At 47.0% G+C, this 22,523-nt stretch carries 21 protein-coding genes; 11 read left to right on the forward strand and 10 right to left on the reverse strand.

The genetic code is table 11. From position 1 onward, the window contains the following. Nucleotides 1-105 precede the first annotated feature (105 nt). Nucleotides 106-852: an acyl-[acyl-carrier-protein] thioesterase gene (locus tag AB0L18_RS20430; RefSeq protein WP_367389178.1), complete on the forward strand. Its 747-nt coding sequence runs from the start codon at nucleotides 106-108 to the stop codon at nucleotides 850-852. 24 nt (nucleotides 853-876) lie between these two features. Further along, complete coding sequence (locus AB0L18_RS20435; RefSeq protein WP_367389179.1) at nucleotides 877-2,556, forward strand: glycoside hydrolase family 36 protein; 1,680 nt, start codon at nucleotides 877-879, stop codon at nucleotides 2,554-2,556. A gap of 540 nt (nucleotides 2,557-3,096) precedes the next feature. On the opposite strand, the gene AB0L18_RS20440 is transcribed toward AB0L18_RS20435, so the two are convergent. Beyond that, entirely contained in the window at nucleotides 3,097-3,933 is an 837-nt protein-coding gene (locus AB0L18_RS20440; protein ID WP_367389180.1) for a hypothetical protein, read from the reverse strand. A gap of 113 nt (nucleotides 3,934-4,046) precedes the next feature. Between AB0L18_RS20440 and AB0L18_RS20445 the strand changes: the two genes are divergently transcribed. The 7 genes from AB0L18_RS20445 (at nucleotide 4,047) to AB0L18_RS20475 (ending at nucleotide 11,701) form a co-directional block, all read left to right on the forward strand. Further along, entirely contained in the window at nucleotides 4,047-8,339 is a 4,293-nt protein-coding gene (locus AB0L18_RS20445; RefSeq protein ID WP_367389181.1) for a PKD domain-containing protein, read from the forward strand. A gap of 17 nt (nucleotides 8,340-8,356) precedes the next feature. Continuing rightward, nucleotides 8,357-9,181 carry a hypothetical protein gene (locus AB0L18_RS20450; RefSeq protein WP_367389182.1) on the forward strand — a complete coding sequence of 275 codons (825 nt, stop codon included), beginning with the start codon at nucleotides 8,357-8,359 and terminating at the stop codon, nucleotides 9,179-9,181. A 10-nt stretch (nucleotides 9,182-9,191) separates the two neighbouring features. Beyond that, the gene (locus tag AB0L18_RS20455) at nucleotides 9,192-9,770 is read left to right on the forward strand and encodes a hypothetical protein (protein ID WP_367389183.1); all 579 of its coding nucleotides are present in this window, start codon (nucleotides 9,192-9,194) and stop codon (nucleotides 9,768-9,770) included. Between the two features lie 138 nt (nucleotides 9,771-9,908). Continuing rightward, complete coding sequence (locus AB0L18_RS20460; protein ID WP_367389184.1) at nucleotides 9,909-10,196, forward strand: hypothetical protein; 288 nt, start codon at nucleotides 9,909-9,911, stop codon at nucleotides 10,194-10,196. 203 nt (nucleotides 10,197-10,399) lie between these two features. Continuing rightward, on the forward strand, nucleotides 10,400-10,657 hold the full coding sequence (locus AB0L18_RS20465; RefSeq protein WP_367389185.1) for a hypothetical protein: 258 nt from the start codon (nucleotides 10,400-10,402) through the stop codon (nucleotides 10,655-10,657). Next, nucleotides 10,657-10,842: a hypothetical protein gene (locus AB0L18_RS20470; RefSeq protein ID WP_367389186.1), complete on the forward strand. Its 186-nt coding sequence runs from the start codon at nucleotides 10,657-10,659 to the stop codon at nucleotides 10,840-10,842. The genes AB0L18_RS20465 and AB0L18_RS20470 overlap by 1 nt, the downstream gene beginning before the upstream one ends. A gap of 295 nt (nucleotides 10,843-11,137) precedes the next feature. Continuing rightward, entirely contained in the window at nucleotides 11,138-11,701 is a 564-nt protein-coding gene (locus tag AB0L18_RS20475) for a hypothetical protein (RefSeq protein WP_367389187.1), read from the forward strand. Between the two features lie 165 nt (nucleotides 11,702-11,866). Here the strand turns inward: AB0L18_RS20475 and AB0L18_RS20480 are convergent, their stop codons facing one another. The 3 genes from AB0L18_RS20480 to AB0L18_RS20490 all read right to left on the reverse strand — a co-directional run bounded on the left by AB0L18_RS20480 (nucleotide 11,867) and on the right by AB0L18_RS20490 (nucleotide 13,881). Continuing rightward, nucleotides 11,867-12,244 carry an alkyl hydroperoxide reductase gene (locus AB0L18_RS20480; protein WP_367389188.1) on the reverse strand — a complete coding sequence of 126 codons (378 nt, stop codon included), beginning with the start codon at nucleotides 12,242-12,244 and terminating at the stop codon, nucleotides 11,867-11,869. 7 nt (nucleotides 12,245-12,251) lie between these two features. Further along, nucleotides 12,252-12,698 (reverse strand): hypothetical protein, encoded by a 447-nt coding sequence (locus AB0L18_RS20485; protein ID WP_367389189.1) that lies wholly within the window; start codon nucleotides 12,696-12,698, stop codon nucleotides 12,252-12,254. A gap of 166 nt (nucleotides 12,699-12,864) precedes the next feature. Further along, nucleotides 12,865-13,881 (reverse strand): WG repeat-containing protein, encoded by a 1,017-nt coding sequence (locus tag AB0L18_RS20490; protein WP_367389190.1) that lies wholly within the window; start codon nucleotides 13,879-13,881, stop codon nucleotides 12,865-12,867. A 110-nt stretch (nucleotides 13,882-13,991) separates the two neighbouring features. Between AB0L18_RS20490 and AB0L18_RS20495 the strand changes: the two genes are divergently transcribed. Continuing rightward, complete coding sequence (locus tag AB0L18_RS20495; RefSeq protein WP_367389191.1) at nucleotides 13,992-14,792, forward strand: MOSC domain-containing protein; 801 nt, start codon at nucleotides 13,992-13,994, stop codon at nucleotides 14,790-14,792. A 141-nt stretch (nucleotides 14,793-14,933) separates the two neighbouring features. Here AB0L18_RS20495 and AB0L18_RS20500 read toward each other — a convergent pair whose 3' ends face one another. The 6 genes from AB0L18_RS20500 to AB0L18_RS20525 all read right to left on the reverse strand — a co-directional run bounded on the left by AB0L18_RS20500 (nucleotide 14,934) and on the right by AB0L18_RS20525 (nucleotide 21,244). Further along, entirely contained in the window at nucleotides 14,934-15,809 is an 876-nt protein-coding gene (locus AB0L18_RS20500; RefSeq protein ID WP_367389192.1) for a pirin family protein, read from the reverse strand. Nucleotides 15,810-16,166: 357 nt separating this feature from the next. After that, entirely contained in the window at nucleotides 16,167-17,045 is an 879-nt protein-coding gene (locus AB0L18_RS20505; RefSeq protein ID WP_367389193.1) for a helix-turn-helix domain-containing protein, read from the reverse strand. Further along, nucleotides 17,046-17,963, reverse strand: a complete 918-nt coding sequence (locus AB0L18_RS20510; RefSeq protein ID WP_367389194.1) for a bifunctional UDP-sugar hydrolase/5'-nucleotidase — start codon at nucleotides 17,961-17,963, stop codon at nucleotides 17,046-17,048. Between the two features lie 40 nt (nucleotides 17,964-18,003). Beyond that, nucleotides 18,004-18,762 carry a 5'-nucleotidase C-terminal domain-containing protein gene (locus AB0L18_RS20515; protein WP_367389195.1) on the reverse strand — a complete coding sequence of 253 codons (759 nt, stop codon included), beginning with the start codon at nucleotides 18,760-18,762 and terminating at the stop codon, nucleotides 18,004-18,006. Then, nucleotides 18,762-19,682, reverse strand: a complete 921-nt coding sequence (locus AB0L18_RS20520; protein ID WP_367389196.1) for an SdiA-regulated domain-containing protein — start codon at nucleotides 19,680-19,682, stop codon at nucleotides 18,762-18,764. The genes AB0L18_RS20515 and AB0L18_RS20520 overlap by 1 nt, the downstream gene beginning before the upstream one ends. Before the next feature lie 143 nt (nucleotides 19,683-19,825). Further along, on the reverse strand, nucleotides 19,826-21,244 hold the full coding sequence (locus AB0L18_RS20525) for a hypothetical protein (protein ID WP_367389197.1): 1,419 nt from the start codon (nucleotides 21,242-21,244) through the stop codon (nucleotides 19,826-19,828). 172 nt (nucleotides 21,245-21,416) lie between these two features. Here AB0L18_RS20525 and AB0L18_RS20530 point away from each other — a divergent pair, with 172 nt between their 5' ends. Continuing rightward, complete coding sequence (locus tag AB0L18_RS20530) at nucleotides 21,417-22,505, forward strand: T9SS type A sorting domain-containing protein (RefSeq protein ID WP_367389198.1); 1,089 nt, start codon at nucleotides 21,417-21,419, stop codon at nucleotides 22,503-22,505. Nucleotides 22,506-22,523: the final 18 nt, after the last annotated feature.

Below are 22,523 nucleotides of genomic sequence, written 5' to 3' on the forward strand. Positions count from 1 at the left end.
TGTTGCAAAAAAGTTACTTCGCTACTTGGCTCATTGCGAAAATGCAGCTGATCACTTGTTAGTAATTATTTAACGTAAATTAGCCTGCTCATCAAGCTTTTAACTATGGCAAACGCTACTTCCTTCTATCGCCAATCCTACACCGTTGGTGCTTTTGATATTGATGCTTACAAGCGGATGACGGCACCAGCCTTGTTGCGGGTGCTCAACGAAGTGGCCATGCAACACGTTCTGGCCCTTCAGCTCTCCGTTTGGGATTTAGAACCGCACCAGATAGCGTGGGTGTTGTTGCGTCTGGAAATTCGTATCCATCGCCTTCCTGAATTAGGGGAGCAGTTGAGTATACACACCCAACCTTCTGGTTTTGAAAGTGTATTTACCTATCGCGATTACCGAGTAGCTGATGCTGAAGGCAACCTTATAGTAGAAGCAGCCACTACTTGGGCACTTTTCAATATTGAAAATCGTCGTCCTACTCGCATCCCTGACTGGATCCCTGAAAGGATTCCGTCGTCGTCAGCAGCAGGGGAGGAGCCGCTGCCGCGTCCAGCTACCCAACTGCCGGAATGGACGACGTCCGAACAACAACTGCGCTATACCGTTGGCTGGCACGATCTCGATTTTAATTGGCACCTCAATAACACCCACTTTTTACGGCTAATGCTTGATAGTTTGCCCGTGGCTATCTTGAGGGAGAAAACACCTCGTCTTATTCGCCTGCACTATAAAGCGGAAGCTGCCCTTGATGATGAAGTGATAGCTGAAACAGCCGTATTGGAGGAAACCCATTGCTTGCACCAATTGCGGCGTGGCGAGGTTGTTTTAGCGCAAGCGGAAACGGTTTGGGGCTAGTTTTCGTAAATGGTTTTAAAAGATATGATTCAAAAGAAGCTACCTCCCGCTGCATGGACAGCCCGACTGGAATTGGAGGGAGAACACCTAAGCTTGGCAGGTCAGAGGCAGCAAGTTGCTGCTAGTGGGATGCTCACTTTGGTGCAGGAAGATCACCCTCTGGGCTATAGGATTCGCTTGGTGTTTAATCCGGCAGAAGAAACGACTCAAATCAAGTCTTGTTACCTGGAAATCCCCTGGAAGAGCGACGAAACCGACTGGCTCCTGAGCAACGGTTTCCAATCATGGACGGAAAGCCACTGGCGGCACCCACAAGACCATTTGCCGCAGCTGAGGCGGATAGCACAACCGCTGATGGGCTACTACGGTGATTATCATATTCCTTGGCTGGTACGCAAAAAGGGCCATTTACACAGTTGGAGCTGGACGGAATGGCGGAGCAATGATGCAGCCCCAGTATTGTTGGCCTCTTTGAATGAAACAACAGCTTTCACCTGTTTTCAGTGGAAGCAAGCCCAAAACTGCCTGCAGGTAGAAAGCGACTGCCGTGGTTGGGAGATTGCCGAGCCAGTGGTATTACTTGATTTTTTGGTGTTGGAAGGCTCGATAAAGGAGATTTATGATGCTTGGGCGGCAGCGCTGGAGCTACCCACCCTGCGTGCCCAACCTGCCCGTGGCTGGACAAGTTGGTACCAGCACTACACCAACATCTCGGAGCAGGTGATCACGGATAATCTTCAGGCCTTTCAAGGCCGCGAGCAACCCCTTGATTACTTCCAGATCGATGATGGTTACCAAACGGCGGTAGGGGATTGGTTGTCGATAAAAGACAGCTTCCCACGGGGAATGAAAGCCATGGCGGATGACATTCGTGCTACTGGAGCAGTCCCCGGTTTGTGGCTTGCACCAGCAGTAGCGGATAAACGCAGTCAGCTGCTAAAGGATCACCCCGAATGGATCGCCAAGGATGCGAAAGGCCGACCCCTCAAGGCGGGCTACAACCCCATGTGGGGCGGGTGGTTTTATGCCTTGGATACCCAGCATCCCGGCTGGCAGGCCCACTTCAAGGAAGTCTTCCGGACCGTAGTACAGGATTGGGCTTATGGCCTGATCAAGCTGGATTTTCTTTACGCGGCCTGCATCTTTCCTACGCCGGAGAAGACGCGCGCGCAGCTGATGCACGAGTTGTTGGTGAACCTGCGCCAGTGGGCGGGGGAGGCTCACTTGTTGGGGTGTGGTACGCCCCTGGCTTCGGGCTTCGGCTTGTTTGATTATTGCCGAATTGGGGCTGACATCCATTTGCAGTGGGAACATCGGCTACTATGTTGGTTTCGCCATCGAGAGCGGGTATCTACGCTGGCGGCCCTGCGGTCGGTGTTAGGCCGCTGGCCCCTGGCGGGCCGCATGTGGCGCAATGATCCGGATGTCTACCTCTTGCGGGAAGACAACTTGCAACTCAAACCACAGGAGAAATCACTGGTACACCGCTTGAATACCCTCCTGGGGGAATTGCTCTTTACCTCAGACAATGCGGCTTCGTACGGTGCATTTCAGCACCAGGAAGAAACTTGGCAAGCACAGTGGTGGGGGACGGAGATCGTAGGGGTGGAGCCGCTTTCTTCAACGGAGTTCCTCGTTCAAACGGCGAAAGGAGATTTTAGGATATATCTGGAAAGAGAGACGGGGTGGATGAGCGTGATTTAGGTTAATCCCCCTACTCGCTGGTTAGGAGACGTGTCCGTGGCCCACAGATCTAGTTCCTATAGATCAGTGATGCTCGTTTCGGCGTTAGCAGATGCCGTCCTTTCAGGACTTTCTACTTTTTGGGACATAGTCCTGAAGGGACGATATATGCTGGGATAGGATGTGAATCCTGCCACATATAATACAGTGCGCAAGGCGTAGCCTGGCGCGAGGCCCAGAGGGACTAAGGACGAGGGATGGTAAGGAGCGCGAGCGACTGTACAGCCCGGTGCCGTAATGGCGTTTGCGGAGCAACGCCGTTACCGGCATGGCCCCAAAATCTACCACATAACATGCGACACTCTCCGAGGTCGTACAGCTTTATAACTATTGAAGCTACCAATATTTGACCCTGTCCGGCAAGCCTTGGCCAGACGGGCTCTCCGAGGTCTTTCTTAACTATCTCGGAGTTTAACAGTCCCAAATTCGGCATTATACCAAGTCCCGAATACCATGTACCCAAGTACCCAAAACCGTAAGCTTTATCAAACCTCACAAAACTCACCACAACCCGGACCGCCCAATCACTTCGGCCATGCGTTCAAACTGTTCGTAAGTGAGGCCACACCAGCAATCGGTAGGGTAAAGGGACATGGCGTTGCCCGTTTGCGTAAGATAGTACTCGCCGTTGGAGTCTACGCCAGTGTAGACGAAACGACACCCCATATCGAGGAAGCTGCTAATATTGTTTTCTTGATCGAAAGGGTTGAAGGGATCGGCCGGAGTGTCGCAGATTTTGTCACCCGTGGTTTCACAATTTTCACCGTTAACCAGCTGGTTGTTGAAATCCTCGTTGGTGTTGAGTAAACCACAATAGTGCCCAAACGCATGGACCAGCCAGACAGGAGCATCATTCAAGGCTTGGTAATTGATGAGCACGCCACCGCTTTCGTTTTGCAGAATGCCTTCGAAAGTAGCAAATACGGGTTCCGTACTTACGAAGCCCACATCACTCACGATGTAGAGGTTGATTCGGTTATCTGCGTTGTGATTGGTCCAGATTTGTTCGAGTACATTGAAACTCTTAGGGATCGAATACTGAAAATTATCGACGGTATCTACTTGTCGCAGGACAAATTTGGTGCAGATGGGTTCAAACCAGCTGTTGACCAAATCCAAAGCTGCTTCGATTTCTTGAGGAGTGGAATTGATGGACTGAGAAGTGTCTCTTACCAAGTGGGCCATGACAACGAACTCCCGATCAACACAGGTGGTCGATTGCCGCTTGTCGAGCAATGCACGTTGCGCTTGTAAGCTTGGAAAACCAGCAAAAAAGCAGCCACCGAGCAGGGCAGCAGTAAGTAGAAAAAACTTAGAGACAGGTGTAAGATTTGGCATAATGGAGCACGTTTGACGAAAAATCTAAGACAAGTTAACGTCAATCACGGGGATTGACAAATGGATTTCAGAGAAATAGTGTATTTTTAAACGCAAATATCTAAATAGACCCCATGCGCACTTTCTCTACACCAAGCCAGATATTCGGGCTGTTCTTCTTCTTGTTTTTATATACAGATTTAGGGCTACTGGCCCAAACAGCTGATATTACCTCCGGCTGTGCACCACTGACAGTAGCTTTTACCGCTCCGGCAGGAGTGAGTACCCCCTTTTGGGACTTCCAAAACGGTGGCAATGCTACTACTTTAAACCCTTCGGCTATTTTTACTACGCCGGGAATTTATGAAGTTAGCCTGCGTGTAGGGCAGGGTGGTGCCCTGGTAGGTACTGTGACCATTACGGTGTTTACGCCACCAGAACTAGGTTTTACGGTTGATACCAACCGTGGCTGTGCCCCTTTGACCCTCCATTTTGCCAGTGAGCTGAACGTAGATCCTGGCATCGGCATCACCAGCTACAATTGGGTGTTCGGCGACGGTGGATCAGGCCAGGGCCCAAATCCAGTACATGCCTACGGAAGTCCGGGGCTCTACGATCTGTCGTTAAATTTGGTGACCAACCAGGAAGGCTGCGACCAGACACAAGTATTTCCCAGTGCAATCACTGTGGGTGGGGTGCAGAATCTCAATTTCTTTACCAATCCCAATCCCGCCGTGGCTTGTGAGCCGCCGCTTTCAGTAGCTTTCGCCAACATTACCCCACAGTTGCCGGGACTTACATTCTCTTGGGACTTTGGGAATGGCTCCACTTTTAACGGTGCCGCTCCACCAGCAGAGGTGTACACGAACAGTGGTAATTTTGAAGTCCTCCTTACCGGTACCGATAGCCTGGGGTGTACAGCCAGCCGCAATCGTTTTGTCAACGTTTACGAAGGCAGCGTGCCACTGAATGCTCCCGACACGGTGTGCCTGAATGAATACGTTTATTACCAAAATTTTGTAGTAGCAGATGGAGTAAACTGGACTTTTCCGGATAATGTTGTCGAAACCCTGGACGATTTCATGGTTCCGGTGATTGTCTTTACCGAACCTGGTTGGCAAACCTTGACGGTCAGAACCGAAACGAATACTCCTATCTTTTGTGAGCAGGATTCTACCTTTCAGATCTATGTAGATGATGTAGATGAGTCACTTACCGCTTCGCCAAACTACACCTGTGAGAACGAACTTACCATTGATTTTACGGCCAGCTCTACCACAGGAGCTACTTTCATCTGGCTGTACTATGATATGAACATTAGTGCTGGAGCGCAGACGACGCATACCTACACTTATGTGGATACGCTGGAATATGCCATCAACGGCCTGGTGCAATACTATACCACCCTCTATGCGACCAACCCCAGTGGTTGCCGGGATACATTAATTAGGGTGGATACTATCTTCACCCCCAATGCCTTGTTTATGCCTGATGTGAGCAGTGGTTGTGCTCCCTTGACGGTAACTTTTTCTGATTCCACCTTTAGCTTTGAGCCAGTGATCAGTTATGTGTACGATTACGGTGATGGCACCAGTGCTACCTTTACGACGGATGCTTCAAATAGTCATACTTACACCGAACCCGGCGTATACGAGGTAGTGCTTAGTATCGAAAATGAAGCTGGTTGCCGGGATACTTCCTACGTGCGAAGAATTGAGGTAGGGGCTCCCTTGGACATCGATTTTACCTACGATGATGCCGTGGTCTGTGTGGATGATACCATTCAGTTTACCGTCGTCAACCCACCACCCGAAGTCGACTGGTATGAATTGGTGGAACCCGACACCCTCTATTATTACTACAATGGCTGTTTGAGCCAAACCGTCAACCCTGATATCATTATCGAAGGGCCGGACGTGGAGTTGTCTTATGAAATTGATTGTGCGTCTCCTTACGAAGTGCGCTTTACCAGCAGCACTTACGATGCCACGAATGTGGTATGGGATTTTGGTGACGGAACAACTTCCAACGCACCGAACCCTGTACACGAATACAGCGTCACGGGTGATTTTTGGGTATACGTGACCGCCTTCAATTCTGCCACCAGTTGTCCTTCCCGAACGGACAGTACGCTGATTTGTATCCGCGATCTTCAGGTAGATTTTGAGATTCCTTCCGGAGCCTGTGTCGGCGAATCCATTGACTTGGACGCTTCCGGAACGGTCGATGTCAATGGGGAGTTTTGTGCTTACGGTTTTACCTGGATGTTTGAACAAAACGGCCGTCCGATCATGGGCAACGATACCATCCTGCCCTTCACCTTTACGGTACCCGGTCAGGATCGGGTGACGCTGATTGCCAAAGATGTCAATGGCTGCAAAGACACACTTTCCAGGTTAATTAATGTGTACAGTATCACTCCCGATTTCATCGCCAATGATACGTTCATCTGTATGCCAGGGACGGTTAACTTTACCGATCTTTCGCTAGCAGATACCACGCTGGTATCGTGGACGTGGAATTTTGGTGACAATACCAGCAGCACTTCTCCTTCGTCGGCTACGCATACTTATACCAATGTGCTCGTTGATTCGATAGCTGTGGTCCTCCTGGTAGAAGATGCCCAGGGGTGTACCGCTCGCGATACTTTAGCGATCAATATCTACACACCGATTTCACAAATCATTTCCGACCTTACCCCGCTGAATATTTGCGAGGGGGAAACCATCAATTTGAGTGCCACCCAATTTACGGACGGTGGTTCTTCCCTTACTTTTGAATGGGATTTCGGCGTTGGAGGCTCTCCCGTGGCGGGTATGAGTGTGAGCAATATGTATCCTACCGCTGGAAGTTATCCGCTGACACTGTATTACGAAGAAATAGGTACAGGCTGTACTGGTCAAAATCAAGCTACGGTGAATGTTCAGGCTTATCCACAAGCGGGATTCACCAGTTCGGTCGATGACGAAGAAGTAGTTTGCGCACCAGCGCAGATTGCGTTTATGAACACTTCCACCGCTGCCGGTGGCATGAATTACCAATGGAATTTTGGCAATGGTTCCTTTTCATCAGCACCCAATCCGGTAACGACTTTCAATCGGGGTGAATTCACGGTTACTTTGGTCGCAACTACTTCCTATGGTTGTGCCGATACCTTACAGCAAAACTACGAGGTGGAAGGTCCAGTGGGAACCTTCACGTTTGGTCCACAGGCCATTTGCGAGGGCGAGTCGGTCACTTTTGAACTGGTAGATACGATGGATGTGACCTCCTTCAGTTGGGACCTGGGCGATGGCACGGTGATTAGTGACGTCAATCCCTTGGTTTATACTTACGAAAATGTACCCGTATTGGGCAATCGTCCGGTGACACTGACACTTTTGGGAGCCAATGATGCTTGTGAGTTGTCGGTGACGGAAACGCTGCTGATCCGCAACGTGCAAGCTGGTTTCTCTATTGGAGATGTAGGAGATAGCCTTTTCTGTGCGGGAACCTATACGTTGAACAATGAATCAGTAGGCGCCAATAGCTACACTTGGGTATTGCCCGACGGCAGCACGGCAAATAATTTTGAACCGGAATTTACGGTAGCACCAGGCATCTACACTGTTAGTCTGACGGTTGAAGATACCGATTTGGGCTGTGTCAGTGCGTTGAGCCAGACCTTCACCTTTACCCAGCCAACTTTTGCACAGGCCATTGGTGATACGATCTGTCCGGGAGATACCGCTCGCTTAACTTTGCCGGGTTTGCCCTCAAATGCGGAGGTCTTGTGGGCTCCCGTGACCGGGTTCCTCTCACCAGCTACGGCAGCTAACCCACTGGTACTAGCGACCCAGACGACTACCTACGGCGTAATCGTTACCGACAGCGTCGGCTGTGTCAGCAACAGCATGGCAACGATCCATGTGATAGCGCCCTACCTCTGGGAGGATATCGACGAGACCGCTTGTCCGGGAGATTCGTTATTGATCGAGCTTCCGGTGCCTGATTCCTTCTTTATCATCACCTGGCAACCCTCTCCGCCTCCTGATGTAATCGGCGATCTAGATATAGACCTGGAATTAATGATTCAGGATATCAATGGCTGCTACGAGGACACCTACCGCTTTTTTGTACAATCTGTATCGGACAGTATCATCGTACCAAATATCTTCTCTCCCAACGGCGACGGCATCAACGACGAGTTCCGCCTCTTCACCGAAATCGACCTCGACCGGACGGATATGATTAACATCAAATCCTTCCGGGTCTACAATCGCTGGGGCCAGGAGGTTTATGAGGGTAGTGGCCCTCTCGCCCGCTGGGATGGGACCAATAATGGTAAACCTGCTCCATCGGAGGTCTACATCTACCACATTGTGGTAGATGTGTTGAAGGCTGGCAGAGAGGAGGAGTTTAAGGGGCAGGTGACTTTGGTGAGGTAGTGGATAATTGGTCAATTATGAGAATATTTATTACATTTCTGATAGGTGTTTTTTCTTGTTCTTCATGTCAAGAAAATAGCGAAGACCTGAATGGTCATTGGCATATCCATAAAGTAGGTTTGGAACCTAGTAGTTTTGGAGCCTATTCTACTATCGATATAGAGGAAGATAGCCTGGCTGTATTTGATAAAGATGTATTTACTGATTATGGTTTTGGTGGTGTAGTTGATCCAAAAAAGCAACTGATGTTATTCGGCGGAGAGTGTCTAGTCTTGAATTTTAGGTACAAGTTGCTGGATGATGTATTGGTTTTAAATCAAATGGAATATGATGAAAAAAATGATATTACGTTCGTTGGGAAAAGATGTGATCATAACTGCTGTGATTTGCAAGAAGAGTTTTTTAAGAACACGATAATGCGGATTGATTTGGCTTATCATCAGGACATTGATAATTTAGTTACTTATGACAGTATGCCCAGTTATTTGAGGAGAGGAGTATACGTAGGGAAAGTTAAGAAGGCTTACTATCCTTGTTACAATAATGATTATATCGTAAGCCTGGGCGGACAAACGGTAGGATATGAGGATTTGGAGCTTTGGAGAGAAAAACAATTAATTAAACTACCTGAAAACAAGAGGTCATTAATACGAGTAGTTATTTATGCGGATAAGAATAGTCCCAAAGACCAATTAATTGACTTAATCAACCAATTGTTAGGAACGAATAATGAGCCTATTTACTTGGCATTGCAGGTTGAGGGTGAAGGTTTTAGATTAGGATACTTATCACTTCCCCCCGTGAAGGATAGTATTCAAAGGTATATTGATTTACTTTATTGAAATTTATATTATGGGACTATGGTCAGGCTCCGTGCCGGGATATACCGGCACTCAATTTAAGCACCGGAGGGGTTTTGTGAAGCAGCAAGAGCTGCTCCGGAAAAACCTGAAGGGAGGGAATAAGCGTACCGGAGCGTGGGATGGTGAGCAGGTCAAGCGCAATGGCCGCAGAAGGGTAGTGCTATACACTTTGCTGTTGGTCGCTTTGCCGATCTTGGGGTACTTCGGTTGGCAATTGACGCAGTTACTGACCACGGCGGTGCGGCAGGAAACCCAGCAAAACCAGGAATTGTACCAGCAGGAGCGATACTACAACGATTCGGAAGCATACTGGAACCGCGTACATCTGGGCAAAGTCCACCTAAACAGTGGCGACTACCTTGAGGCCCGACGATTGTACCAGGGAGCACTAGAGCTCTTCCCCTACGCCTGGGATGCCAATGCCGGATTGACGACGACCCTCACAGAAATGTGTGTGGCAAATGGTAAGTTTTGTGAGGAAGCGAAGGCGTATTTGAAATTCAATAGAAGTCTAAAGGATAGGGATGAGGGGTTGTTGGATGGGTTGGAGGGGAAGTTGGGGAGGTAGGATTTGGGCAAAAGGAGTTGTTTAGTTTGTGATGTTTTTATCCGTAGTTTCATGTTCGAGAGGAAACCTTTAGCTCATATTCGGACATTATAATGGTAATATTGGTTATATTTGAATAAATCAAAACCTGTTGATTGTATGACAAAGAACCTAGATGATAGAAAATATAAAATTATTCAGGAACTGATCAAGACGGAAGATGAGAACCTGATCCTTGACTTAGAAAATCGTCTAGCTCAAGATCAGGAAGTGACCTCACCTGATAAAATATGGGATATGGTGATTAAGCCAATGCGAAAAGATGTAAGTGTTGATGAATTAGCTAAGGAACAAGATTACAAGCCATTGGGAAGAGACTATTTCTTTAGTCTAACGCAGGAATTATCAATAGAAGAAGATATCGACGAACTACTTGCACAGCTATAGATGCTATGGAATATTTACTGGATACTAATATTTTGCTCATCTACGCAAGGGGCAATAATCTGACAAAGAAAATAGAGGAGGAGTTACAACTATTGACTGGGGATAATCAGCTAATAATTTCTGTTGTGTCAGTTGGAGAAATCAAGTCGTTGGCGATCAAGAATAATTGGGGAAGGAATAAGATATAGAAGCTTAGTCAGTTGTTGAGAGAGTTTATTGTAGCAGATATAAATGTTGAGAGTATTACTGAAAGCTATGCTGAAATAGATGCATATAGTCAGGGCCGACTACCAGGTAAAAAAGGAGGTTTTAGCGCCAGAAATATGGGTAAGAATGATTTATGGATAGCAGCTACAGGTGCTGTGTTGAAGGTAGTAATCTTGACTACAGATAGTGATTTTGATCATTTAGATGGCCAGTATATAAGGTTAAAGAAAATTGATGTAAATAGTTACAGATAATGGAAGACCTTCTTGCCGCAATAGTAATTGGCATAGTAGTAGTCCTATTTCTTTATTACGGGTACAAAGATGATTTTAGAAGAGATCCAAAAGAATTTGGAAGAACGATATTTGGCGTTTTATTGGAAGTGATAGGCTGGTTTTTTGAGATTACGAGATTTTTTAAAAAGTCAGATAAAGAATAGGCTTGTTGAACAAATACTTAATATACTGATAGCTAGTGCAAGGCAGATTTTATTGACCACCGTAGGAGGAATACTACTGTTCTCCCTGCTGCTAGCTGCCTAGTCTGGCAAAATCAAAGACGTGCTTACAGAGAGAAGTATCGTGTTGAGGAGGTGAAAGACGATTTGTTTTTTGATCGATTCAAAATAGAGGGAGATACACTTTGGTTGGAAGTATATGAGCGATACAATGATACTGCATACGGGCAGGCAGTTAACGACCCGAAGGGGCACGCCCAAAATAAACGCTAAAGCTATGATGGAACGGACTAAAATAAGCGGCCACAGCGGCACTCAATTCAAACACCGCAAAGGCTTTGAAGGCCGCAAACTTTGGGTGCAGGAGCAAATGCGTACCCAGGGAAAGGTGAGCGATGAAGGGTATGCGCCACGGAAGGTAGCGAAAGGTTATCCTCGCTGGGTGTACTACCTGTTATTGGTGGCGGCTAGCTTGATGCTACTCTTCTTTGTGGTCCAGTTTTGGGGAGCATCTGCTGAAGCGGTGGATAGGTATCGCAGCGAAATAGCGAGCAACGTAGAAAGAGAACGTTACAGTAACTACAATAACCTGCTGAAATTGGCCGAGGGGAGCCTTGAGCGCGAGTACTGGGATGATGCGGTGCAGGACTTTGGGCGGCTAAAACAAACCTTTCCGGAAAATTGGCGTGTTAATGTGGGTTTGGCCAAAGCTCTGGTAGGAAAATGTGTTGCCGATGGCCAATCCTGTCAACAGGCTCGGGAGCAATTGGCGTATTGCTACAGTCTGCCCAATAAGCAGGAGGATATTTTAGAACAGTTGGAAAAACAGTTGGTGGATTAAACCATCCCCTCTGAAATGCCCTTGTAATCCCTTATCTGGTTCAAAAAACACCAAATAACCAGGAAAAAAAACTAAACAGCCCACCCATCACGCCTTCCTCCCTTGTGAGGGCCGAGGAGGGAGCCCCTTAAATGCCCTTATATGGTTCAAAAAAAAGGATTGACCTTACAATTCCCACTGATGCTTCCTCGCTTCGTTCAAAATTAGGAAAAAAGGAACCCACCAGATCAAATCGTTGGAGATGAGGGTATACCCAAACGATGCGGGAACCTGCCCCGTGAGGTAGTTGAAGACAAAACCAATAGGACCGAAAATTTTGCCAATAAAACCCACCGCTACAATAGGCCAGTGCTTGACAGGATTGACCGCTGACCACCAGTAACCCAGGCCATAAACACCGATGACCATCCCCATGCCTTGCCAGATCATAGGGTGCACAGGGTCGGCCATGCCCGTAAGCCGGAAAAAAGATAGGGGGAACAATACGACCCAGGCTCCCCAAAGCAGGTTGTACACTGCGGCCAGCCGCATTACCGTTGTCATCCAAGGTTTACTTTCCATAATAAGCTAGACTGATAATAAAAATGATGGTCCAAAGTGCCGTGCGGAGCCAATTGACTTTCACCAGTTGCTGCCTTTCCTGCTGGCAGGGTAAGGCACATCCAATTACATTGTGCAGCGGTACGGCCAGCAAAAAAGTAAGCCCCCAATTGAGAAGTACCAATACCAGCAAAGCAATCGACTCGAAGCCAGGAGAGAGATAGGAGTCGATAGCATACACCACCAACTGACCTAACATTAGGGGCAATACGATTATCGTGATTCTCTTGGTATAGACCTGGTGCCAGCGTTTGATATCCACATCATTGTAGTAACAAAGCCCTGGATAGATTACCAACTGCACGATCCAAATCAGCACGAAAAGCCCTGTATCGAATACGATCTTAATTACCTCTATATCCATGTTGTAATTGGTTAGTGGGTATAAGACAATCATCCAGGTGTTTTGTTGAAAAATTGAGGATTTGCCCTGTTAGCGCCCCGTCTTAAAATTTCTTATAATCCCTCGTATGGTTCAAAAACCACCTCTTGAAAACTATGTGTCTATGTAAAAAATCTACTGTGGTTATGTGGTGAAAAAAAATCTAGGTGGTTTTGGTGTTTCACCTCTCCACCCAGACCACCTGCCCCTCTGTGTCGAGATAGGACCATTTACCATCTTTTTCCACCAGGGCGAGGCCATCCTGGAAACTGTGGGCATGATCGAAACGGAAGGGAATGACCGTCTGCCCCTGCGGATCAATGAATCCCCATTGGCCTTTTTCGCGTACGGGAGCAAGGCCCTCGGCAAAGTCCAGGGCCTGACTGTAACGATAGGGAACAACGAGTTCTCCGTGCGCATTAAGGAAACCCACCTTCATGCCATCACTCACGCGCGCAAAGCCATTGTGAAAAGCCTCGGCGGCAAGAAACTGCGGCTTCACGAGCCACTCGCCGTCGGTTTGCAAATAGCCCCAATGGTCGTTGATCATAATGGCAGCCAACCCCTCCGTAAATTGTGGCGGATGCTCGGGCGACCAGCGCCACCGCGCGGTTGTCACCACTTCGCCAGCACGATTGAGCAAGCCCCAGCGGCCATCTTCGATATAGACGCCCACCTGGTCCATCCATGGCAAGGTGAGGTCGTAGTCGGGGTCTACCATCCACTGGCCGGCCGTGTCGATATACCCAAAGTGATTGCCAAGTTTAGCCGGTGCGCGTTGGTGGAGAAAAGGCGCCACCAGGTCGAAACTAAAATCAATGGCCACGTTGCCGTCAGGGTCAATAAAACCATAAAGATGTTGGCTTTTGACGGCGGCCAGCCCATCGCTAAAATCCATGGCCGACTCGTAGATGCAAGGAATACGAATCCTACCCTTGGGGCCGATAAATCCCCAGTTTTGCGCCAGCTGCACCCTGGCCCGATCGTGTTCAAAAGGAGAGATGTGGCGGAAAAGATGCCGAAGGAGCGGCCGTCCCAGGAGGTCAAGCGGCACCCAATGGTCGATGAGTTCTACCAGGGCAAAGCCATTGTGGAATTCTTCGGCCGCGAGGTACTGCGGCTCAATAACAACTTGCCCTTCGTGGTCCATAAACCCAAAGCGGCCTTGTTCGCGGATAATGTAACGGTGGTCTTTCATCTAGGGCGAAGATAAGCTGGACTTTTGGAATTTCCTTATGTTGCTCTACCGATGCTTGCAGTAACATTGGTCTACCGTATATCTTCAAAAAAACGATGTATTTTTGTAGTATGAAAATCAAAGAACTTTGGGTTTATCCCGTGAAATCTCTGGCTGGTAATGCCGTCGCTTCTGCTACTTTAGCGGCCCGTGGTTTTGTCGATGACCGCCGTTGGATGCTGATCGACGAGAATGGTCGGTTCATTTCACAACGCGAGCATGCCCACTTGGCGCGTTGGCACGCACACACGGAAGCAGATGACTTGCTACTGGAGCAGCTGGATACGGGCCAACAGCTCCGAATTAGCGCAGCTCGAGCAGAAGAAGGCCCGCTGGTGCAAGTTCAAGTTTGGGATGATCAATTTGCGGCCCGTCTGGTGGAGACCCTTACTCAGGAGGAATTGAGTACTGCCCTGGGTATTCCCTGTCGGCTGGTATATATGCCCGATGATGCTAACCGGCCTTTGGATCCCCGCTACGCACAAGGAGAAGAATACATAAGCTTTGCCGACGGCTATCCTTATCTGGTGGCCAACCAAGCTTCCCTAGACGCACTGTCTGCGGAAGTAGGAGAGGAGCTAAGTATGCAGCGTTTTCGCCCGAATATCGTATTAGAAGGCGCTCCTGCATTTGAGGAAGATGAGTGGCAAGCTTTACAAATGGGTGGGGAAACTTTTCGCCTACCTAAACCATGTGCCCGTTGTGTGGTCATTACCATCGATCCCGCCACCATGGCTAAAAACCCACGTATTTTCGCCACCTTGGCCCAGATGCATAGTCAGGAAAAGAAAGTCCTTTTCGGGATGAATGCCTGCTGGGAGGGTAAGGGTGTAGGGGAGTTGGTGGTAGGCGAGGAGGTAGTGCCGTTATAAGTGTTAGACACTTAAAAGTCGGAAATCGGAGGTGGGAAGTCGGAAGTATTAGATACTGCTAGTTGTAATGAGAAATAATCTTCCTTACAAGCTTACGTGTGTCACTTACTTCCGATTTCCGACTTCCGACTTCCGATTTCCTTAAAGCGTCATCGGCACATCCATCAACAACAACTTCGTGTCGCTGGTAGCTTTGATAGCAAAAGCCTCTGTGTCCCAGATGCCGAAGCCGTCGCGCTTGCTGAGTTGTTGGCCGGCTACCTCAACTTCTCCTTCAATAACGAAGGCGTAAACACCGTTGCCTGAGCGTTTAATCTCGTAGTCGCCACTCCATCCCTTTTCCAGATCACCCAGGTGAAACCAGGCGTCTTGGTGAACCCACACGCCGGCGTCGTCTTTGCTGGGCGAGAGTACTTGCTGTAGTTGGTTCTTGGTGTCTTTATTTTCCAGCGTAATCTGGTCGTAACGAGGTTCAACCCCTTTCTGACGGGGGAACATCCAGATTTGCAGGAAGCGCACCTCTTCGTCGCTGCTTTTGTTGTATTCACTGTGGAAGACGCCAGTACCAGCACTCATCACTTGTACATCCCCCTGGCGGATGACGGCAGTGTTGTCCATGCTGTCTTTGTGTTCTAGTGCTCCGGACAACGGAATAGAGATGATCTCCATATTGTCATGAGGATGGCGACCAAAGCCTCGGCCAGGTGCTACGGTATCGTCGTTCAGCACGCGCAACACTCCAAAGTGCACCCGCTCTGGGTTGTAGTAATTCGCAAAACTAAAGGTATGATGACTATTTAACCAACCGTGGTTGGCGTGGCCGCGCGTATCGGCTTTATGCAAAATCGTTTTCATCGTTTTTATTTCTTGGTTTGGTAAATGATTGAAGCCCACCGGTGCCATCAGCTTGTCGTAGGTAGAAGGCCGCTCGGTGGCTTTACTGTTGGCAGCTTTCGCACCCAAGGTGAGGCCAGCAGCTCCTAGTAGGCTTTTCCGTAGAAATTGTTTCCGTTTCATAAGCTGTTTGTTTTCAACAAAAATCGTTTAAAAACCAATGTTGGTACATATAAAAATTACCTCAAGACATAGGAAAATGACAGAAAACCAAAAGATTGGTTAATTGGTCTTTTGGGTGGATGACTGTGTGTTGTCTGGCCGACGGCTTAAACCAAAAGAATGGTTAACTGGTTAACTGGTTTTTTGGGAAATGAGATGGTGGATATTTAGTACGGCTTCACATTTAAGCCAATCAATGTCCCTCTACCCCATACTAAGTACCGCTATATTCTTCGTATGCATACATTCATACATTAACATTGTTCGTCGTAGGTTGCACCTGCGATACTATATCCCATTGTTCGTCGTAGGTTGCACCTACGATACTATATCCCCCCTCCTAAACCCACTCGGTGACTCTCCCGTACACTTCCTGAAAAAGCTGCTGAAATAAAGCGGATCCTGGAACCCTAGTTCGTAAGCAATTTCCTTGATACTATGATCCGTAAAACGTAGGCTTCGTTTCGCATTCAGGATGATCTTTTCTTGAATCAGCTCTTTAGCGGTTTTGCCCAGCAAGCTTTTTACAATTTGGTTGAGATACTTAGCAGATATGTGTAGTTGCTGGGCGTATTCCTGTACCTGGTGTTGCTCCCGGAAGTGTTCGGTAATCAGTTTTTTAAATTCCCGCAAAAGGGTGCTGCCTCCCTGGTCGCTTCCTGGTAGTGGCTCAGGCAGTTGGCATTGGGCATGACAATCAATGAGGAAAAGTTTTAGATAAGCACTCATGCTTGCTATGCGGTAAGGCCCTTCCGACAAATAGACTTCCTGCAAGTAGGAGAGAAGTACTTGCGCACGTTCTGCTATAGCAGTGGGCAACTTTAGCGGTGGTCGTTCATCAAAATGCCCAAAGAGGTTCATTTCGGTGATGAAGTCCTCGTTGATATGGTTATGTACCAAAAAGTCGCGAGAAAAGGTGATGACCCAGCCATACGGCTTTTCGTAAGGAATAAGTTGATGCACCTGCCGAGGCGACACAAAAAACACCTCGTTTACCGCCAGGGGGTAACGATTAAAATCTATGAGATGCTCACCTTTCCCTTTTTGTATCCAGATAACCGTATAGTAATCGTGGCTGTGTGCTACATCGGTCTTTCCCTGAGCCTGGTCGTGGATGTCTTCCATCCGCTGGATGTTGAAGGTAAAGGCTGCCGGTCTTATGCTTTTGGTGGTGATGTCGATCATCGTTTCCTGCAACTATGCCAGCCACTCATTTGCACAATTAAAGCATCGCTTGCCTCGCCGTTGATCGAAGCTTACATCAATGCGACCCAGAAGAATTCCAGCCCAACCAACCTGGTGAACGAGCACCCCTTGCTGATCGCGATTATTGACCACCACAGGTTCGTCCAGAAAAGTATGGGTGTGCCCACCCAGAATGAGATCTATGTTGCGGCTTTCAGCTGCCAGTACCAGATCACTGACCTTCTCCTCCTGGTAACGATACCCCAGATGCGACAAACATACCACCAGGTCACATTTTTCTTCCAGTTTTAAATGCGCTGCCGTCTTATTGGCTGCTGCAATCGGATCCGTATAGGTTGCCGCTCCCGTCAGAGAGGCAGGAACCAGGCCTTCCAGTTCAATACCTACCCCCAAGATGCCAATGCGTAAAGGCCCTTTTTCAATGATCTGATAGGGACGTACTTTGCCTGCTAGCGGCGTGTCCTCAAGGCGGTAATTGCTATTCACAAGCCCAAAAGAGGCGTGCTGGTCAAATTGCAACGCCAGGTTCTCAATGCCTCCATCAAAATCGTGGTTGCCAATCGTGGTTACATCGTAGCCCATCTCGGTCATGAGTTTGAATTCCAACTCTCCATTATAGAGGTTGAAATAGGGCGTTCCCTGAAAAATATCACCAGCGTCAAGTAGCAAAACGTGTTCTAATTCCTTGCGCAGGTTCGCGATCTTACGGGCGCGGCGTACGGCTCCACCCATACCCGCATTGCGACCACCATCTTGCGGGAAAGGCTCAATGCGGCTGTGCCAGTCGTTGGTGTGTAAAATCGTCAAGGAAACTGTCTCGGGAGTACCCAGCGCTAGCGCGGGGCTCAGACCACTACCGATCATCAGTCCGGTGGCACTTATCTGTCGGAGGAATGTTCTTCTACGCATGGTATTACTTTTTGCCGAATGAGATTTTCAAACAAGCATTTTAATCTCCCCAAATTATTCGCTGCCCTTTGCTATTGGCTGAAACGGGTAAGCCTTGCTCGGTCAGTCGCTTCACATGACGGATCAGGAGATCCCTCACAAATAGTCCGGTATTTTCCCGAGGCAGGTCGATCAGAAAATCGGCATCACCACCACCGTTGGCAATATAGTCAGGGAGTGCAATATGGTAGGTTGCTTGAGGATCAATAGGCTTGCCACCCAAAGTAAGGCGATCTGCCCGGTTTCCCTTGAGGGTAAACTGTACTTCTTTGCTCACGGGCCAGCCACCATCAGCTGCTACGAGATCGAAGAAGCGTTGGGTCATCGTACCTGACATTTCTACGATAACTTGCATATTATCAAACGGCATCAATTCATAGATTTTTCCCAAGGTAATCGGACCTTCGGGAAGTTCGGGAATTCGTAAGCCGCCGTAGTTTTGTACACTGGCATCAATGATGGTTTTACTAATGGTCTGTGTTTCAGCTTGCAAGGCATCCGCAACCCAATTGCCTAGTGGAGACTCTGGTTTTTCTTTATACAGTCTGCCGGATACCTCCCCAATGACGCTGTTCATTTGCCCGTCAAGGGTGTTTTTATAAGGGGCAATAATGGCCATCAGGGGATCTTCATCGGTCGGATCATCGGCTGCCGCTATCCGGTAATTGGCAGGATCAGCACTGGCGGGCTGATAGTATTTGTTGCAACTAATGAGTAGCAGCAGCGGGAGTAGGAATCGGAGCGAATTTCGGGATAACACTACTTGATGGTTTTGGGGGTAAAACGAGTAATGGACGCTGCCTTGCCAAGCAAGCCTTCACTGGAAATCAGCAGGTTGTCGGATGCGTCAAAGGTCATCCCCTCGGGTTGAGGGAAGGCTTCTTCATCCAACAGCTGCACGTGCATCACCTGGTTGGTGACGGGATCAACAATGATTAATATTTTGCCTACAGAGGCGAGTACATAGATATGCCCCGTTTTGGGATGGACCGCAACGGCCGAAGGCTTGAAGTTGTAGGGCTTACCGCCATTGCCAATAATTCTGCCAATTTCTTTTTCGGCGATGGTGATGATCGGTTCAGGTTTTACGCGTTTGGTGATCAGGTCGAAAGCGTAAACCCCCTTTATGTTTTTAGGAAGCTCCGCCACATCATCGGGGGCACCTTCCTTGGGGGCAATAAGCAAACGATTGCGGCTGGCATCAAAGCAAAGGCCTTCTGTATCATTGCGATAGGAAAAAGAAGTCTCAAATTTCTGAACAGTATCCGGAACAGCTAGATGAAACTGATAGAGATCCCCATCACGTTCCAGGATGAAAACGTGGTCGCCTACCAGGCAAAGATCCTCGTAGTCACGGTCTTTGTCAAAGGGCGTTTGGCTGACAATATTACCTGAGTTAAGATCAACGGTGAAAAGGATACCTTTTTCGTCCTGGATAGCCATCACCTGATCCAGATTGATGGAAGTAATGCCCGAAATTTCTTTGAGGGTGCTATTGAGTTCCGTACGAAAACCTTTCGTATCTATTTTGTAGGGAAAAGTATAGTCAGTGGCTACGGTGAAGGCCATCTGAGGAGGTTTGTTGTTAATTGCAAAAACCGAGTAGCCTATAGCTATCACCAATATGGCTACAACAATTAGCCAGGTAACAGTCGTAGAGTTTTGTAAGTCCATTTTCATAGTATGCAGTTCAGTGCTCAACACTAATTTCTTCTGGTGAAGGAACGAAAAAATAGGCGGTTTGGCAAGAAGGGGTTAAGAATTCAGAAGGTGCTTTATGAAAAACGTTTAGAGGCCCCCCTGAGATTGTGTTGTTATTTTACTCATTGTAGTTTTCTGATTTGTTCCAATAGCCATTGACGGGCGTTGATATTTTTAGTTTTCATAATTTCACGTTCTATTTTCAACAACTGGTCGCGGTCTCTATCTTTTGATCTGTAGATTTTTTCCAGGAGGCGGACGAAGTTTTTGTATGCACTAAGGATATTTCCTGATAGTTCTTTCTCTCTGATTAACATGAGTTTATAAGAACTTGATAAACTAAGAAGTGCTTCGGTTTCGTCTTTTTCAAAGTAAATTTTCAAAAGCATAATCTTAGTGCCATGCTTATAAAAAAGATCAGAGAAGTCTACTTTGTTCAAAAGTGCAAGTGCATCATCATATTGTTGTTGATGATACCTCAAGTCGGATAAATTGAAATACAAAGCATCATCTCTGTAGGCTGCGGGCAGTTTTTCGGTGTAGTTGAGGATAAAGTCTTCGGTCCATTCGAATTGTTTCAACCCAAGACCGAGCTTAATGATGTTTTTATATATCCACGGAGATAGCTCTTCGTTAACGAGAAGATAGCCTTCGGTTAGGCCTTTTTGATACAGTTGCAATAGTTTATTGGCGTACTGTCTTTCCCCTTTGTTAATGGCATTAAGACAATAATTGATGGCGTAATAGTAAAGGTCGACGAGTTCCTGTTCTCCGACTTTACCTACAGCCTTTTCCAGGAAAGAATCATATAAGTTGAAAAATGCTTCATTGGGTTCTTTTTTAGACAAGAGCTCAAACAAGCATTGGTAAGTCTTTGTGACAATATTATTATGATCGTCAATATTTTTAGACCTTGGATCTGTTGGCCAGGTAATTTGATAGTCGCTCCGGATAATTTCCGCTTGATTTAGAATGTTGCAATACAGTTTTAGCTTTGTTTGCACAAAATACTGGTCTAAAGCATCATTTTGTTCCTTTAAATGAGGGTTTTCCTGTCTTAGGTTTTGCGCATTAAAAATGGCGTCTTCAATGGAAGCAATGGAATATAAGTTATGGTAAGTCTCAGCATCGTTTTTCCCTTCTCTGGCAATGTTAGTTTTTAGTTTTTTTAATCGGTAAGTGTAACTTTTTATTAATTTCTTTTGCGCTAAAGCCTCAAGTACGAATGTCTCTTTTTTTTGTAGATGAGTTTCCAATACTTTCTGTCCTAAAAAATCTTCAATTAATTTAAGAAGATGGCTCATCAGGTATGCCATTTCTTTATTAGAAAAGGCAATGCCAGGAAAAAGGGCCTCCCAGACACCTTTCTGGTCTAAGTGACGATCAGGGAAGTTTTTCCTAGCCAATTCCTTCAAATGTTGGGCTAATTTCGTTACTGCTTCCTGTTTGTTAAAATAGGGGGAGGCTACATAATCCAGTAATTCACGCCATTCTTCAGAAGTCAATGCTTTGCAAATGTCTATTAGCTTACTTTTTTTCATGGGTATTAAAGTATTTTGAAGTTGTATTTTTTGATAAATAAATATGTTAAATAATTGTAATTCAGTTTTTTATGGTTTTTTATAGAGTGTAAATTTATGAAAAAAGATCAATATTGTTGTTTTCTTACTGAGCAATTGCACCTATTTTTAGAGTATGAAATTGAATTGTGATATGAATAGGAATCTTCACCTGATAGTATTGTTAGGTTTTTTTACGACTTACTTAACTGCTCAATCAACGGTTTTCCCTGGAGATGCCAATGCCAACGGCATCGTAGATCAATACGATATTCCACAGATTGGTTATGCTATAGGGGCTATAGGGCCGGCGCGTATTCAGAATGATGATGCTTCCGTAGCACAGGCCATTCCTCAGTTTTGGGGGGATAATTTCCCCACGGGCTTAAATCTGATTCATGCTGATGCAGATGGCAATGGTGCCGTGAATATCTTTGATTTCTTTACCTGGGTGGAAAACTTTGGGATTATTCATGATTTTGTTACGCCCTTGGAATTGTCCCCTAATGAGATAGATGCTCCTTCGGCTATTCGCTGGAATAATGGGGCGGCCTTGTTACCAATGACCAGTAATGGAACCGCTGAGATACCTATTGATTTTATTATCGACAACCTTCAGCAAGTCAACGGTGCTGCATTCCGAATAAAATATCACCCCCCCTGTTTTTCTTCCGTCAATTTTTCGTCGACCAACAATTGGCTCAAAGCAGATGGGAATGGTATAAGTTTGCAAAACACGGCTCCCGGTGAGATCAATATTGGAATGACTCGCTTGGGAAATAATCCTGTTAATGGTGGTGGCACGGGAGGCACACTCAGTATTATCATCATCAGTGATATGGTTGACCTCCTCGAGACGGCTCCCGACACCATGTCTACCTGGCTGAAAATTGAGGGTATGCAATTAATGGATGGTCATCTTGATCCTATTCCTATATCAGTAGATTCTTTCGAAATAAAACTCTACCGTCCTGGTGTCATTGCGGGAGCCAAGGAGCCACTCAATGAACTAGGCGCAAGACTCTATCCCAATCCTAGTAATGGCCCTTTTTCCGTCAGCGCAGCTCACCCTATTGAAGAACTTACTATTTTCGATGGCTTGGGAAGAGTTGTCTACTATGAGTACCTGCTAAGCCCTAGAAAGTCGTGGGAATTGCCGGAGTTGAATTTGGAAAAAGGGTATTACCATGTCAAAATCGAAGGCGCTCAGGGGATTTCTTTACTGAAACTTTTGCAGCAATAAACGGAACAAAAGCACCAA

It is taken from the genome of Lewinella sp. LCG006 (genome assembly GCF_040784935.1).
In the GTDB taxonomy this organism is placed as follows: domain Bacteria; phylum Bacteroidota; class Bacteroidia; order Chitinophagales; family Saprospiraceae; genus Lewinella.

Excerpts from the sequence above, each read along its gene's own strand:
- AB0L18_RS20490 (WP_367389190.1), bottom strand. The coding sequence starts at position 13,881 with ATGAAAGACCACCGTTACATTATCCGCGAACAAGGCCGCTTTGGGTTT.
- AB0L18_RS20435 (WP_367389179.1), top strand. The coding sequence starts at position 877 with ATGATTCAAAAGAAGCTACCTCCCGCTGCATGGACAGCCCGACTGGAA.
- AB0L18_RS20445 (WP_367389181.1), top strand. The coding sequence starts at position 4,047 with ATGCGCACTTTCTCTACACCAAGCCAGATATTCGGGCTGTTCTTCTTC.
- AB0L18_RS20520 (WP_367389196.1), bottom strand. The coding sequence starts at position 19,682 with ATGAAAATGGACTTACAAAACTCTACGACTGTTACCTGGCTAATTGTT.
- AB0L18_RS20530 (WP_367389198.1), top strand. The coding sequence starts at position 21,417 with ATGAATAGGAATCTTCACCTGATAGTATTGTTAGGTTTTTTTACGACT.
- AB0L18_RS20475 (WP_367389187.1), top strand. The coding sequence starts at position 11,138 with ATGATGGAACGGACTAAAATAAGCGGCCACAGCGGCACTCAATTCAAA.
- AB0L18_RS20500 (WP_367389192.1), bottom strand. The coding sequence starts at position 15,809 with ATGAAACGGAAACAATTTCTACGGAAAAGCCTACTAGGAGCTGCTGGC.
- AB0L18_RS20470 (WP_367389186.1), top strand. The coding sequence starts at position 10,657 with ATGGAAGACCTTCTTGCCGCAATAGTAATTGGCATAGTAGTAGTCCTA.
- AB0L18_RS20450 (WP_367389182.1), top strand. The coding sequence starts at position 8,357 with ATGAGAATATTTATTACATTTCTGATAGGTGTTTTTTCTTGTTCTTCA.
- AB0L18_RS20495 (WP_367389191.1), top strand. The coding sequence starts at position 13,992 with ATGAAAATCAAAGAACTTTGGGTTTATCCCGTGAAATCTCTGGCTGGT.
- AB0L18_RS20525 (WP_367389197.1), bottom strand. The coding sequence starts at position 21,244 with ATGAAAAAAAGTAAGCTAATAGACATTTGCAAAGCATTGACTTCTGAA.
- AB0L18_RS20510 (WP_367389194.1), bottom strand. The coding sequence starts at position 17,963 with ATGCGTAGAAGAACATTCCTCCGACAGATAAGTGCCACCGGACTGATG.
- AB0L18_RS20440 (WP_367389180.1), bottom strand. The coding sequence starts at position 3,933 with ATGCCAAATCTTACACCTGTCTCTAAGTTTTTTCTACTTACTGCTGCC.
- AB0L18_RS20460 (WP_367389184.1), top strand. The coding sequence starts at position 9,909 with ATGACAAAGAACCTAGATGATAGAAAATATAAAATTATTCAGGAACTG.
- AB0L18_RS20480 (WP_367389188.1), bottom strand. The coding sequence starts at position 12,244 with ATGACAACGGTAATGCGGCTGGCCGCAGTGTACAACCTGCTTTGGGGA.
- AB0L18_RS20485 (WP_367389189.1), bottom strand. The coding sequence starts at position 12,698 with ATGATTGTCTTATACCCACTAACCAATTACAACATGGATATAGAGGTA.
- AB0L18_RS20455 (WP_367389183.1), top strand. The coding sequence starts at position 9,192 with ATGGGACTATGGTCAGGCTCCGTGCCGGGATATACCGGCACTCAATTT.
- AB0L18_RS20430 (WP_367389178.1), top strand. The coding sequence starts at position 106 with ATGGCAAACGCTACTTCCTTCTATCGCCAATCCTACACCGTTGGTGCT.